The organism is Acrocarpospora catenulata, assembly GCF_018476525.1.
Lineage (GTDB): Bacteria > Actinomycetota > Actinomycetes > Streptosporangiales > Streptosporangiaceae > Acrocarpospora > Acrocarpospora catenulata.
In genome coordinates this window covers 19,557-33,383 of sequence record NZ_JAHCST010000026.1, presented here as the reverse complement: position 1 = coordinate 33,383, position 13,827 = coordinate 19,557, and the positions used below count along the sequence as shown (strand labels likewise).

Sequence of the window (13,827 nt, the reverse complement as noted above, 5' to 3'; positions counted from 1 at the left end):
GGGGAGGGGTTTCCGCAACCCCTCCCCGAGGGTTTCACAGCGCCCGGCGGTCTCTGCGCTGGGCGCGCTTGAACATCAGCACCCGGAGCGGGATCGCCGACACGATGGCGATCTGCATGATCGCGCCGACCTGGATGAGCTCGTCACCCCCGGCCAGCCCGGCCGCCCAGATGGTGAGGCAGGCGACGTTGATCATCATCCAGCCGAGCACCACCGCGGCCAGGTTCCCCTTGGGCTTGGGGTACTCGATGCGGCTGACCATCAGCCAGGCGATCGCGAAGATCCCGGCGATGGTCCAGACCGAGGGCTGGAAGAGCAGCACCACCGAGACCACGGTCATGGCGCCCATCGGGATGGGCAGCCCCATGAAGTCGCCGCTCCTGGTTTTCACGCAGGCGAACCTGGCCAGCCGGATCACCCCGGCCAGCAGCACCGAGCCGGCCGCGGCGAGCACCAGCCAGAGCGGCAGATGGCCGTCGAAGCCGCCCCAGATGACCACCATGAAGGCGGGGGCGAAGCCGAAGCTGATCACGTCGGCCAGGTTGTCCAGTTCGGCGCCCATGGCCGAGGCGCGGAAGCGCCGGGCCACCAGGCCGTCGAACAGGTCGCAGGTGGCGCCGATGAGCAGCAGCACCACGGCGGTGCCGAAGAAACGCGGGTCGGGCACGAACTTGCCGACCGACTTGAGCTGGTCGATGGCCGAGTAGGCGAGCACCACCACGGCCAGGAAGCCGGACAGCGCGTTGCCGAGCGAGAGCGAGTCGGCCGCGGAGAGGCGGAACGCCTTGCCGACCGGGCCGCGCGGCTCTTCTGTCGCCTCGTCGATCGACCAGTCGGTCGTGCCCGTCGCCCCGAGATCAGGCGCGGTCAATGCGGGTCACCCCAGCCACCGTCTTGTCGCCGACCGTGACAGCGGGCTCGATCCCCTCCGGGAGGTAGACGTCCACCCGCGAGCCGAGCCGGATCAGGCCGACCCGGTCGCCCTGGGCCACCTTGGCCCCGGGCGGCAGGTAGGGAATGATGCGGCGGGCCACCGCGCCCGCGATCTGCACCATCTCGATGTCCCCGAGCGCGGTGTCGAAGTGCCAGACCACCCGCTCGTTCTTGTCGCTGTCCTTGTTGAACGCCGGCACGAACCCGCCTGGCACATGCTCCACCGAGGCCACCGTCCCGGCCGCGGGGGCGCGGTTGACGTGCACGTTGAGCGGGCTCATGAAGATCGCTACACGGGTTCTGCCGTCATCCCACGGGTCGATGCTCTGCACGACGCCGTCAGCGGGCGACAGGATCCGGCCGATTCCCGGGGTGCGCTCAGGGTCACGGAAGAACCAGAGCATGCCGCCGGTGAGTGCGGCCAGCGGGACCGCCGCGAGCGCCCACTTGCCGGACCGCCGGGTGAGGGCTGCCGACACGGCCGCCGCGGCGGCGGTCGGAGCCAGCCACGGAGACACCCCACGCGCCAGCCGGAACGCGCGGGACCTATCAGTATCGTTCACTGGGAGCCTTTGTACTCTTTTGCTTACTTGGGACCGGAATGCGACTTAACTAGCTATGTTACCGATCCACCTGCTTTTTACACGGGCAATCGAGACAAGCAAAGCGCCTCCGGGAGCGGTACGCCAGTGCCCAAGCGCTCCGGCCCGTCGCCGGCGGCCCTACGGCTGCTCGACCTCCGCGGAGGTGGCCGGCGCGTCCCGGCGGGACTTGAGCAGGCTGAGCACCGTGGTCACGGTCATGGTCAAGATGATGACACCCAGGGACACCCAGATCGGGATCTCCGGGGCCCAGGACACCGAGTCGTGGGCCGCCTCCAGTACCAGCTTGACACCGATGAACCCGAGGATGAACGCCAGGCCGTAGCTGATGTAGACCAGCCGCTGGAGCAGCCCGCCGAGCAGGAAGTACAGCTGGCGCAGGCCCATCAGGGCGAAGGCGTTGGCGGTGAAGACGATGAACGGGTCCTTGGTGAGGCCGAAGATGGCGGGGATGGAGTCGAGCGCGAAGAGCAGGTCGGTGGTGCCGATGGCGATCATCACGATCAGCATCGGGGTGACCATGCGCCGGCCGTCCACCTTCACGGTCATCTTGGAGCCCACGTAGTGCTGCGTGGTGGGGAAGGCCCGGCGCGACCAGCGGAGCAGGATGTTCTCGTTGAAGTCCTCCTCCGACTTGTTGTGGTCCCGGATCAGCGTGTACGCCGTGTAGACCAGGAAGACCCCGAACACGTAGAACAGCCAGTGGAACTGGTTGAGCGCGGCGGCCCCGATGGCGATGAAGAACCCACGCATCACCAGCGCTATCAGGATGCCGATCAGCAGCACCTTGTGTTGGTACACCTTCGGCACCGAGAACCGCGACATGATGATGAAGAAAATGAACAGGTTGTCGACGCTCAGGCTGTATTCGGTGAGATACCCGGCGAAGAACTCCCCGGACGGGGTGGGCCCGGCGAAGATCAGCAGCCCGACCCCGAAGAGCACGGCCAGGGAGACGTAGAAGCTGACCCAGAATCCGGCCTGGCGGAAGGTGAACTCCTTGGGTTCACCGCGGTCCACGATCCACAGGTCGACGGCGAGGACGATGAGCATACCGATGATGACGGCGGCCCAGCCCCAAACGGAAACGTTCAACATAGTCAGCCCTCCGGCGCGCGCGACGAACACACTGCCGGAGGTCTCTCCCGCCCGGCCCGCGCGGCTCAGCCGCCCGAACACGAACCGACGGCCCCGGGCTCAAAAGCCGTGATGACGGGACCGTCGCGAAGGGATACTCCCCCCCAACCTGCTTCAGTATAGAGATCCCCATGAGGATTACCTAACCCTGGGGGCCAGGTTCTTCAGCGGATCCAGGTACGAAAACCGGGGAAATCACCGTTTCATTCCCGCTTGGTAAGCGGTGAGTACAGCCTGTACCGCGTCTTCCTCGTCCGGCAGCGTGCGCGCCCGCTCCCTGGCCGCCTCGCCCAGCCGCCCGGCCAGTTCGGGATCGGCCAGCACCCGCGCGACCGCGTCCCGGAGCGCCGCGGCGTCCCCCGGGGGCACCAGCAGCGCCGCTTCCCCCACCATGCCGGGAATGCCGCCTACCTGGGTGGCCACGATGGGCGCCCCGGCCCGCAGCGCCTCCTGCACGGTCAGCGGCTGCCCCTCCCACCGGCTCGGCACCACGAAGACCGCCGCGACCCGCAGCAGGTCCCCCACATCGGCCCGGTCCCCCAGCAGCCGCACCGGCAGCCCTTCGGCCGCGATCCGGGCCGCCAGCTCCTCCCGCAGCGGCCCCTCCCCTGCCACCGCGAACAGCGGCTCAGGCAGGTACGGCCCGGCCGCCGCCGCCAGCAGCGTCTCCAGGCCCTTCTGCTGCGCCAGCCGGGCCACGGTCAGCACGAGGGGCCGGTCCCCGAACTCCGCCCGGATCTCGTCGAGGGATCGCCCGCTCGCCCCGAGCGGCGGCGCGGGCACCACGGCCGCCGCCACCTGCCGCGCCCCCAGCGCCCGCATCCGGGCCCCCAGGTCGGGCGACACCACCAGAATCCGGTCCGCCCCGCGCGCCACCACCGGCTCCAGCCCCCGGTAGACGGCGCCGACGAAGCCCCCGGCCGTCAGCGCGTTGTGCAGGGTGACCACCAGGCGGGCCCGGGACCGGCCCAGGGCGGCCAGCGCCCCGGCCCGCAGCCCGTGGGCGTGCACGACGTCGGCGGATCCGGCGATCCGGCGCAAGGCCAGCACGGTACGGAGATCGTTGACCGGATGCGGCCGATCGGAGACCGGGACGGCGGCGAACCGCGCGCCGGCCCCCGTGAAATTAAAGGCCGCCTCGGTCTGCGGGGGCCCTGCCACCACCACCCGGTGCCCCTCCGCCGTGAGACCGGCGGCGAGGCCGCGGACGTGGCGGCCGACGCCGCCCGCGCTGGTGCCGAGGACCAGGACGATGTTCACGAGGACGGGGCCTTTCGCAGACGGGCCAGCAGAGTGCGCAGGTCGTGGCTGTCGACCATGGCCGTGACCAGGCCCCCGGCGGCCGCCGCGACCAGCCCGGCGACGGCTGTCGCCAGCACGCTCCACCAGAACTCCCCCGGGCCCAGGATCAGGACCACGCCGTACCCGGCCAGGCAGGCCGCGCCGCCGCCGAGCACGGCGGCCAGGCCCGCCCGCCCCGCCCCCGACAGGGCGGCGGGGCCGCGGGCGCGGCGCACCGACAGCAGCAGAAGAACGCCGCCGACGGTCATGCCGACGGCCTGGCCGAGGGCGAGCCCCGCCAGCTTCCAGCCGTCGGGAAAGGCGAGCGCGAAGGCGGTCTGGGCGGCGATGACGACCAGCCAGCCGGTGACCATGTCGCGGGCGGCCGGGCGGCCCAGGCCGGTGGCGTACAGGACCCGGCTGAGGTGGGCGGTCAGTCCGAAACCGAGCAAACCGGGGGCGAACAGGGCGATGGCGCGGGCGAACTCGGTGACCGGGACGTCGGTCTTGGCCCCCTGGAGGAAGACGGCGGCGACCGGCAGGGCGGTGGCGGCCAGCACTCCGGCCGCCAGCCCGGAGATCAGCAGGATCACCCGAGTGGTGCGCGCGGCCAGTTCCGCGAAACCCTCACGGTCGGCGGCACGGGCCGACAGTTCCGGGAACGCGCTGGTCGCCAGGGGCACGGCCAGCACCGCGTAGGGCACCATGTAGATCGCCCAGGCGTAGTTGTAGGCCGTCAGCTGCCCCGAGCCCGCGTCGTTGGCCAGCCGGACCACCACCGCCATGGCCACCTGCTGGGCCACCAGCGCACTCAGCCCGGCCAGCGCCAGCGTCCTGACCTGGGCCGCCACCCCCTCGGGAAAGCGCAGCGCGGGACGCCAGCGCAGCCCCAGCCGGGCGATGGGTCCGAGCACGGTCACCACCAGCGCGAGCACTCCGAGCGTGGTTCCCCCCGACAACGCCAGCTCGGCCGCCCCCGGCACCCGGCCCGGCTCGATCACCCCGCCGCTGAGCGGGACGAACGCCAGGTAGGCGCCGATGACCACGACGCTGGACACCAGCGGCGCCAGCGCGGGCCCCGCGAAACGCCGGTGCGCCTGGAGCACTCCGTACAGGACGACGGCGATGCCGTACAGGGCGATCTGGGGGGCGAAGACGACGAGCATCCGGGCGGCGGTAGCGGTGAGCGCGGCGGCGTCGCACGAGCCGACCCGGTCGCCGACGAAGAGACCCACCACCGGCCCGGCCAGCACGGCGGTCAGCGCGCTGAGCGGGACCAGCAGCACCAGCACCCAGGTGAGCAGGGCGGAGGCGATCCGGCTGACCTCCTCCCTGGAGGTGCGCCCGGCCAGCACGGGGACGACCATGCCCGCCAGCGCGCCCCCGGCCACGATCTCGAAGATCAGGTTGGGGATCTGGTTGGCCGTGTAGTACGCCGTGCTCAGGCAGGCGGTCCCCACCGTCTTGGCGAAGACCAGCTGCTTGCCGAAGCCGGTGACCCGGCTCAGGACCGTGATGACGCCGATGAGCACCGCGGCCCCGGCGACGCCCTGTCCGAGCCGCCTGAGCAAACTACGCCTCGGGGGCCGGGCGGCGGCCGAGCAGGTCCAGCCGGTTGAGCACCGGGTTGTTCGCGATGACCTTGGTGAAGCTGACCTTCTCCGAGGCGGCGGTCAGCCCGGCCACCGCGGCGAAGGCCGCCAGCCGGGCCGGGCGGCTCGTCCCGGTGGCGGTCAGCCCGAGCAGCGCCCCCAGCGCGTTCGCGCCCGCGTCGCCCAGCATGGCCCGCTCGGCCAGGTCCTCCGGCAGCAGCGCCGCCGCCGCGCCCAGCGGGATCGCGACCAGCGCGGCCTGGGCCGGGCGGTCCCGGTAGACGGCGGCGGCCAGCAGCGGCGTGCCGGCCAGCAGGCCGACCTTGATGGCGCGGCCGGGACGCAGGTCGAACAGGTTGGCCAGGTTGGCGCTGCCGGCGATGAGCGCGCCGTCCAGCACCACGTCGGCGGGGCGGGCCGACTCACGGGCCAGCGCCGCCGAGGCCAGGCCGACCAGGCCGATGCCGACGATCTTGATCGCGCCGCTGGTCACCTCCCGGCGGGCCAGCGCCGACAGGTGCCCCTTGAAGCCCTTGGCGGTGGTGGTGCCGTAGATGTCGTCGTACCCGCCGAGCACGCCGCTGCCGACCCCGGCCAGCGCGGCGGCGGCCCGCACCCGCGGCGGCAGGGCGGGGGTGAGCGCGGCGGCGGCGCCGACGCCGGCCACCAGCGCGGGCCCCTCCAGCAGGGTGACCGGCTCGAACCGGTGGTTGGTGCGCGTCCAGGTCTTCTCGTCGCCGAGCGGCGGGCGGCGCCGGAACGCCGAGTACGCGGCCCGCGCCGCGACCGCGCCGATCGCCGCGCCGGTGATGGCCGCCAACCAGGAGCGATTAGCCACAGCGCGCATCCTTCACGTCAGGGGGATCATTCTGGTCAGCCGCCGGTCTCCGCCGGGCTGGGCGAGGCGTCGGCGGGCACCACGGGCGGCGGCTCGAACGCCGACGCCCCGCTGCCGATACCGTATGCCCCCGAACGGCCGGTCTGCTGCTCCCGCAGAGCGTAGACCACCACGACCCGGCCCGCGGGCATATCGAGGGTGTCCACACTCGATACGTGTGAGGCCTCGCCCGAGTCGAGCAGCGCCTCGATCACGCCACCCGTCGCGGAGGCGCTGGTGTTCCCGGCCAGCACGGTGCCCAGGCCGCCGTTGTCCAGCGCCCCGGCCACCGAGACGACCGCGCCGTTCTGCGCCTGCGCCGCCTCCCCCTCGTACGGCGTGGTGGGCGCCACCAGGACCGCCAGGGTGGCCCGCTTGCCGGGATCGTCGGACACGGTAATGAAACCGCCGTCCTGGAAGACGTCCAGCACCGAGGAGGCGGCCACGTTGACCGTGCCGGCGTTCACCGGCATGTTGGTCACCAGGGCGCTGGCCAGCACCTGGCCCGCCTTGTCGTACGGGGAGGCGCCCTCGCGGAAGATGGTGCCGGCCGGAGCCAGCTGGGTGGCCAGCCCGTCCACCACCGCCGTCTGCTCGGGGGCGAGGAACTTCTCGGTCAGCGCCACCCGGCCGGTGTAGAACGCCCCCGCCTGCTCCAGCACCTCCCGCACCTCGTCGCGCAGGCCGCTGGGCGCGCCCGGCGCCTCCACCACGACCACCCGCGCGCCGGCCAGGTCGCCGTTGACCAGCTCGTGCGTGGCGCCGGTGACGAAGGAGGAGTTGCCGTCCTGCTGGGACTGCAGGACGGCGATCTGGTCGCGCAGCCCCAGGTTCTCCTTCCTGATGGTGTCCGCCGCCACCTGGGTCGAGCTGATGATCGGGTCCTGCAGCACGGTGCTGCCGAGCACGATGCCCACCGTCAGAGCCAGGAAGATCGCGACGATGGAGACGAGGTGATACCGAAAATCGATCACGAGAAGAGTCCGACCACCCAGAAGATGAAGCCGTTCCACGTGTCCTGCGCCCCGTCCAGCCAGATCTTGCCGACCGGCGCGACGAAGACCACCACCCCGATCGTGATGATCGTGGTGGCGACCAGGAGCAGCAGCGACGCGGTGGAGATGCGGCTGCGGTAGAGCCTGCTGACGCCCTTGGCGTCGACGAGTTTGCTGCCCAGCCGGAGCCGGGTGAGAAACGTGCTGGCCATGCCGGCCCGGCCCTTGTCCAGGAACTCGACCAGGGTCGCGTGGGTGCCGACCGCGACGATCAGCGAGGCGCCCGTCTCGTCGGCCAGCAACATCGCGATGTCCTCACTGGTGGCGGCGGCCGGGAAGAGCACCGCGTCGCGGCCGAGCCGGTGCACCCGCTCCAGGCCGGGGGCGTGGCCGTCCCGGTAGGCGTGCACCACCAGCTCGGCGCCGCAGGTGAGCGCCCGGTCGGAGACCGAGTCGAAGTCGCCGACGATCACGTCCGGCCGGTACCCGGCCTCCAGCAGCGCGTCCGCGCCGCCGTCCACGCCCACCATGACCGGCCGATACTCCCGGATGTACGGCCGGAGCGCGGCCAGGTCCTCCTTGTAGTGGTAGCCGCGGACCACGATCAGCACGTGCCGCCCGTCCATCCGCGTGGCGATCTCGGGCACCCCGACGCCGTCGATGAGCAGGTCGCGCTCGCGGCGCACGTACTCCATCGTGTTGACGGTGAACGCCTCGATCTGCACCGAGAGCCCGGCCCTGGCCTCGGTCATCGCGGCCAGGACCGACTCGTCGGTGGCGACCTCGCCCTTCCCGGCCGGTTCCTCGTCCAGGTAGACCACGCCGTCGCAGACCCGGACCAGGTCGCCGTCGCGGACCCGCTCGAACAGCTCAGGGGTGGCGTTGTCGACCAGCGTGACGCCCGCCTCCAGGAGGATCTGCGGGCCGAGGTTCGGATAGCGCCCGCTGATGCTGGTGGCCACGTTGACCACCACGGACGCACCGCATGCCACCAACGCCTCCGCGCTCACCCGGTCGACGTCGACGTGATCGATAATCGCGATTTCCCCAGGCTTGAGGCGCTTGGTCAGCCTCTTGGTGCGCCGGTCGATTCTCACCACTGCCGTCACCCCGGGAAGGTCGTTGACCTTCCTGCGGCGGAGGCCCGGAAGCTTCACGCTCGGGACCTTCATCGTGACCATCCTGCCAGAGTGAACGACCACCCAGGCCCGACACCCCGGCACGTGTCAGCATTGTCACAACACCGAGGCCTACGGCGTGTCAGCCGACCGCCTTGGCGGCGGCGGCGATGGAGAGCAGCTCTTCGGCGTGCGCTCTGCCCAGCTCGGAGTCCTCCAAACCGGCCAGCATGCGGGACAGTTCGCGGGCCCTGCCCTCCCGGTCCAGGGTCAGCACGCCGCTGCGCACCACGCTGCCGTCGCTCGCCTTCTCCACCACCAGGTGCTGGTCGGCGAAGGCCGCCACCTGCGGCAGGTGGGTGACCACGATCACCTGCGCGGTGCGGGCCAGCTTGGCCAGACGGCGGCCGATCTCGACCGCGGCCTTGCCGCCCACCCCGGCGTCCACCTCGTCGAACACGAACGTGGGCACCGGGTCGGCGCCCGCGAAGACCACCTCGATGGCCAGCATCACCCGGCTCAGCTCGCCGCCGGAGGCGCCCTTGCTCAGCGGCAGCGGCGGGGAGGCCGGGTGGGGGGCCATGCGCAGCTCCACCTCGTCCACCCCGTGCGGGCCGAACTCGGGGCTGCGGGTGATCTCGACGCTCACCCGGGCGTGCGGCATGGCCAGCGCGGTCAGCTCCTCGGTCACCGCCACGCCGAAGCGCTCGGCGGTGGCGGCGCGGATCCGGGTCAGTTCGGCGGCCAGCTCGCCCAGCCGCTCGGTGAGCTCGTCGTGCTCCCTGGCCAGCTCCTCGACCCGCTCGTCGTCGCCGTCCAGCTCGGTCAGCCGGGCCGCCGAGCGCCTGGCCCAGTCCAGCACCTCCGCCACGTCCAGCCCGTACTTACGGGTCAGGCCGGTGAGCAGGGCGCGGCGCTCCTGCACGGCGGCCAGCCGGGCGGGGTCGGCCTCCACCGACTCGGCGTAGGCGGCCAGCTCGGTGGCCACGTCGTTGATCAGGTAGCCGGCCTCGGCCAGCCGGTCGGCCAGCCCGCCGAGCACCGGGTCGAAGTCGCGCACCGACTCCACGGCGGAGCGGGCGTGCCCGAGCAGGGAGACCGCGTCCTGGGCGGCCTCCGGGCCGGACATGGGGTCGCCGAGCAGCGCGGTGTGCGCGGTGGTGGCGGCGGTGCGCAGCGCGTCGGCGTGGGACAGCCGCTCGGCCTCCTCCTTGAGCTCCGCGTCCTCCCCCGCCCGGGGTTCGGCCTTCTCGATCTCGGTGAGACCGAACCGGAGCACGTCGGCCTCCTGGGCCCGCTCGCGCGCCTTGGTGGTCAGCTCGGCCAGTAACTCGCCGACCTGCCGGTGCCGCTTGTACGCCTGCTCGTACGCCCTGAGGGGTTTGACCAGCTCGTCTCCCGCGTACCTGTCCAGGGCGGCGCGCTGGCGGCCCGGCTGGAGCAGCCGCTGCTGGTCCATCTGGCCGTGCACGGCCACCAGGTCGTCGGCCAGGTAGGTGAGTGTCCCGACCGGGACGGTGCGCCCGCCCAGCCAGGCCCGGGAGCGGCCTTCGGCGGAGACGGTGCGGGAGATGATGAGCTCGCCGTCCTCCACCTCGCCGCCGATGTCGAAGACCTGCTGGGCGGCCCTGCCCTTCGGGTCGACCACCAGCGTTCCCTCGACGGTCGCCTTCTCCGAGCCCGGGCGCACCCGGGCCGGGTCGGCCCGCCCGCCGAACAGCAGCCCCAGGCCGGTCACCACCATGGTCTTCCCGGCGCCTGTCTCGCCCGTGACGACGGTGAACCCCGGCGACAGCTCCAGAACGGCCTCGTCGATGACGCCAAGCCCCTGGATGCGGACCTCCTCGACCCTCGGCCGCACTGGTCCCTCCCGTTACAGCTGCGATGTCGGTTGAGATCCTACGCGCAACTCGCCAAGATTTTCGAGTCCGCCCAAGGTCAGTGGTTCCTGGCGTGGCCTTCTGGTGGTTGCTTTCAGTGGTTCCTGACGCGGCCGCGCCAGCCTTCCACCGGCAGGCCGAACTTGGCCACCAGGCGGTCGGTGAACTCCGCGCCGGTGGTGTCCACGCCGAGCAGGCGGGCCAGCCGTACCGGGATCTCGCCGCGGCGCACCTCCACCCGGGCCCCCGCGGGCAGGTCGAAGCGGCGGCGGCCGTCGCACCACAGCACGCCCGCGCTGGTCCCCGGCAGGATCTCCACCGCCAGCCGGGCCCGTGGGGAGATCACCATCGGCCGGGCGAAGAGCGCGTGCGCGCTGTTGGGCACCAGCAGCAGGGCGTCCACCTCCGGCCAGACCACCGGTCCCCCGGCCGAGAACGCGTACGCGGTGGACCCGGTGGTGGTGGCGCAGATCACGCCGTCGCAGCCCCAGCGGGAGAGCGGGCGGCCGTCGATCTCGGCCACCACCTCCAGCATGCGGTCCCGCTTCTCCACCGACGCCTCGTTGAGCGCCCAGGTCTCGGCCAGGACCGTGCCGTTGAGCCGGACCACCACGTCGATGGTCATCCGTTCCTCGACCTCGTAGTGGCCGGCCACCACCCGGTCCACGACCTCCTTGAGGTCCTCCACCTCGGCCTCGGCCAGGAAGCCGACGTGACCCAGGTTCACACCGAGCAGCGGCACCCCGGTGGGGCGGACCAGCTCGGCGGCGCGGAGCAGGGTGCCGTCCCCGCCGAGCACGATCATGAGCTCGGCGTCGGTGGCGACCTCCTTGGTGGCCGGCACCACCTCCACGCCGCTCTCCCCCACCGTGTCGGCCTCGTCGGCCACCACCCGCACGTGCAGGCCCTCGCCGAGCAGCCGGTGGATCACCAGCCGGGCGCTCTCCACGGCGGCCGGGCGGCCGGTGTGCGTCGTGATCAGGACGGTCCGCCGGGTGGTCACCGCGGCCCCTCCGCGACCGCGCGGCCGACTTCCTTCTCCAGGTCCTCGACCGCCGGATGGCCCTCGCCCTTGCCGAGCCAGATCAGGTACTCCACGTTTCCCGACGGGCCGGGCAGCGGGCTGGCGGTCACGCCCTTCACCGTGAGTCCCAGGCTGTGGGCGGCGGCCGCGACCTCGCTGACGGCCTCGGCCCGCAGCGCCGGGTCGCGGACCACGCCGCCCGTGCCGACCTTGCCCTTGCCCACCTCGAACTGGGGCTTGACCAGCATGACCAGCTCGCCGCCTTCGGCGAGGCAGCCGGTCAGCGCGGGCAGCACCAGGCGGAGCGAGATGAACGACAGGTCGCCGACGATCAGCGACGGCGGCTCGCCGGCCAGCTCCGGGGTCTCGGGGGTGAGGTCGCGGACGTTCGTGCGCTCCAGCACGGTCACCCGCGCGTCCGTCCGCAGCGACCAGGCCAGCTGGCCGTAGCCGACGTCCACGGCCAGCACGTGCGCGGCGCCGTGACGGAGCAGCACGTCGGTGAAGCCGCCGGTGGAGGCGCCCGCGTCCAGGCAGCGGCGCCCCTCCACGGCGAAGCCGAACGCCTTGAGGGCGCCGAGCAGCTTGTGCGCCCCCCTGGACACGTAGTCAGGCCCGCCCGGGTCCTCGGCCACCACGATCGCGGACGCGGTGTCCACCTGGGTGGCCGCCTTGCCCGCGACCTGGCCGCCGACAGACACCCGGCCCGCCTCGATGAGCTGGGCGGCCTGCTCCCGGGAGCGGGCCAGCTTCCGCCGGACCAGTTCGCTGTCCAACCGCCGCCGCTGGGTCATCGCGCCGCCCCCACCCTCGGTGCGGGCGGCGCGTGAAGGTCACCGCTCGCGTTCACGTACGCTCGTCCACCGACGCGAGCGTGCTCTCCAGCTCACCGAGAACCTCCTCGTAGACACCCACATGCTCCCCGACGGGCCGCTCAGCCAGCCCCTCCAGCCGCGCCACCGCCGCCGCGACCCGATCGCCTCCCGAGGTACGCCCTGGCCCGCTCGCGGGTTCACCACCGGCGTTCTCGTACGCCTCACGCGGCGCCGGGGCCGGCGAAGCCACCGGGACCCCGGACTCCGGGACAGCCGAACCATCCCCGGCCACCTGGGTAGCCGGGTCCGCCGAACCATCTCCGAACTCCGGGACGGCCGTGGCGGCCGGACCATTCCCAGGCTCCTGGGTCGCCACGTTCGCCGAACCATCCCCGGGCTCCGGTTGGGGAGCCGGGGATGGGCGCATGCCGCGGAAGCCGGTTTTCGGGCGTTCCGGCTGCATGTTGCGGAGGAACGCCAGGCCGGCGCTGGTCGCGGTGCGTTCCGCGCCGGCCTGGTCAGAACCCCGTTCTGTCATTTGCCCCCTCCGGTGGCCCTGCTATTCGCGCCTCGGCCGCTCCTGGCGCTCACTGTGCTTTTGGTGCTTCCCGCGGACTTGGCATTCACCGTGCTTCCCGTGCCTTTGCTGCTCTTGGCGCGGGTCGCGATCTGGCCGGTGATCGCCTTCCTGGCGGGCGTCCTGGCCGCCGCGATCTTGCCAGTGGTGGCCTTCTTCGCCGCCGTCGTCGTCCTGGTGGTCCTGGTGGTCCTGGTGGTCGCAGTGGTGCTCTTGGTGATGCCGGTGGTCCTCGTGGTCTTGCCGGTCGCCGCCGTGCCCGGCCTGCTCGCCGTACGGCTCCGGGCGGCGGCGCCCTTCACGCTAGTCGCCCTGACGCTATCGGAAGCGCGCTTCGCGGGGGACTTCGCGGTGGCCGTCCTGACCTTGCTGGTGATGCCGGGACGGGTGGCGGCGGCCGCCGCGACCCTGGTGGCGGTCGTCTTGGTGGTGCGCTTGGTGCCCGGGGTGGTCTTGCTCTTGGCGGCCGTCAGCTTGGACGGTCCCGTGGTCCTGGATGGTTTGGCGGGCTTCGCAGCCTTGATGGTTTTCGTCGACTTGGCGGTCTTCGCGGACTTGATGGTCTTGGCCGCCTTCTCGGCCTTGAGTGTGGACTTGGTCGCCGCTTTCTTGCCCGCAGGCTTCTTGCCGGCGGCCGTCCTGGACTTGGGCTTGGTGCCGTTGCTTGCCGCGAGGCGAGATTCCAGTTCCTCGACCCGGTCCTGGAGGCGGTCGACCTTCTCCGCGCGTACGAGATCGAGGACCAGCAGTACCCGGTCCACCTCGGTGCGGATCATCTTGCGGAGTTGCTCCCGATTGGCCCTGCCGACCGCGACGAGCTCGTCGACCAGCTGGCCGGCCTGCGCGGACACCTGTCCGAGGCTCGCGTCCCTGGAGGCGAGCAGGTCCCGGACGGCCACCTGGGCCTTGGATTTGGTAACCTCCGTGAGGCCGGTGGCCACCTGAACGTACCCTCGTAGTGCTTCGAACACCATGCGAACCCCCCTTGTCCCTGAC

13 protein-coding genes are annotated in these 13,827 nt (G+C 72.0%); all 13 read right to left on the bottom strand.

What is annotated here, in order from left to right:
• Positions 1-34: 34 nt before the first annotated feature.
• Positions 35-871 (bottom strand): CDP-diacylglycerol--serine O-phosphatidyltransferase, encoded by an 837-nt coding sequence (pssA, locus tag KIP79_RS24990; RefSeq protein ID WP_250213781.1) that lies wholly within the window; start codon positions 869-871, stop codon positions 35-37.
• Positions 858-1,496, bottom strand: coding sequence for a phosphatidylserine decarboxylase (locus tag KIP79_RS24985; RefSeq protein WP_308169877.1), 639 nt, complete (start codon positions 1,494-1,496; stop codon positions 858-860). Before KIP79_RS24985 ends, pssA begins: the two co-directional genes overlap by 14 nt.
• A 159-nt stretch (positions 1,497-1,655) precedes the next feature.
• Positions 1,656-2,633 (bottom strand): TerC family protein, encoded by a 978-nt coding sequence (locus KIP79_RS24980; protein WP_372453666.1) that lies wholly within the window; start codon positions 2,631-2,633, stop codon positions 1,656-1,658.
• A 234-nt stretch (positions 2,634-2,867) separates the two neighbouring features.
• Positions 2,868-3,932, bottom strand: a complete 1,065-nt coding sequence (locus tag KIP79_RS24975) for a glycosyltransferase (RefSeq protein WP_214107341.1) — start codon at positions 3,930-3,932, stop codon at positions 2,868-2,870.
• A complete protein-coding gene (gene murJ / locus KIP79_RS24970; protein WP_214107340.1) occupies positions 3,929-5,524 on the bottom strand; it encodes a murein biosynthesis integral membrane protein MurJ in 1,596 nt (531 codons plus the stop codon). The genes KIP79_RS24975 and murJ overlap by 4 nt, the downstream gene beginning before the upstream one ends.
• 1 nt (position 5,525) lies before the next feature.
• On the bottom strand, positions 5,526-6,392 hold the full coding sequence (locus KIP79_RS24965; RefSeq protein ID WP_214107339.1) for a hypothetical protein: 867 nt from the start codon (positions 6,390-6,392) through the stop codon (positions 5,526-5,528).
• A gap of 26 nt (positions 6,393-6,418) precedes the next feature.
• Positions 6,419-7,396, bottom strand: a complete 978-nt coding sequence (locus tag KIP79_RS24960; protein WP_214107338.1) for a copper transporter — start codon at positions 7,394-7,396, stop codon at positions 6,419-6,421.
• Complete coding sequence (gene steA, locus KIP79_RS24955; protein WP_214107337.1) at positions 7,393-8,589, bottom strand: putative cytokinetic ring protein SteA; 1,197 nt, start codon at positions 8,587-8,589, stop codon at positions 7,393-7,395. Before steA ends, KIP79_RS24960 begins: the two co-directional genes overlap by 4 nt.
• An 88-nt stretch (positions 8,590-8,677) precedes the next feature.
• Positions 8,678-10,396, bottom strand: coding sequence for a DNA repair protein RecN (gene recN / locus KIP79_RS24950; RefSeq protein ID WP_214107336.1), 1,719 nt, complete (start codon positions 10,394-10,396; stop codon positions 8,678-8,680).
• Between the two features lie 113 nt (positions 10,397-10,509).
• Positions 10,510-11,418, bottom strand: coding sequence for an NAD kinase (locus KIP79_RS24945; protein ID WP_214107335.1), 909 nt, complete (start codon positions 11,416-11,418; stop codon positions 10,510-10,512).
• Entirely contained in the window at positions 11,415-12,233 is an 819-nt protein-coding gene (locus KIP79_RS24940; protein ID WP_214107334.1) for a TlyA family RNA methyltransferase, read from the bottom strand. Before KIP79_RS24940 ends, KIP79_RS24945 begins: the two co-directional genes overlap by 4 nt.
• Before the next feature lie 52 nt (positions 12,234-12,285).
• Positions 12,286-12,792 carry a hypothetical protein gene (locus KIP79_RS24935; RefSeq protein WP_214107333.1) on the bottom strand — a complete coding sequence of 169 codons (507 nt, stop codon included), beginning with the start codon at positions 12,790-12,792 and terminating at the stop codon, positions 12,286-12,288.
• A complete protein-coding gene (locus KIP79_RS24930; protein ID WP_214107332.1) occupies positions 12,789-13,805 on the bottom strand; it encodes a phasin family protein in 1,017 nt (338 codons plus the stop codon). The genes KIP79_RS24935 and KIP79_RS24930 overlap by 4 nt, the downstream gene beginning before the upstream one ends.
• Positions 13,806-13,827 lie beyond the last annotated feature (22 nt).

Bases quoted from the DNA above. Each gene is read 5' to 3' on its own strand.
- KIP79_RS24980 (WP_372453666.1), bottom strand. From the start codon at position 2,633: ATGTTGAACGTTTCCGTTTGGGGCTGGGCCGCCGTCATCATCGGTATG.
- KIP79_RS24965 (WP_214107339.1), bottom strand. From the start codon at position 6,392: ATGCGCGCTGTGGCTAATCGCTCCTGGTTGGCGGCCATCACCGGCGCG.
- steA (WP_214107337.1), bottom strand. From the start codon at position 8,589: ATGAAGGTCCCGAGCGTGAAGCTTCCGGGCCTCCGCCGCAGGAAGGTC.
- KIP79_RS24940 (WP_214107334.1), bottom strand. From the start codon at position 12,233: ATGACCCAGCGGCGGCGGTTGGACAGCGAACTGGTCCGGCGGAAGCTG.
- KIP79_RS24935 (WP_214107333.1), bottom strand. From the start codon at position 12,792: ATGACAGAACGGGGTTCTGACCAGGCCGGCGCGGAACGCACCGCGACC.
- KIP79_RS24930 (WP_214107332.1), bottom strand. From the start codon at position 13,805: ATGGTGTTCGAAGCACTACGAGGGTACGTTCAGGTGGCCACCGGCCTC.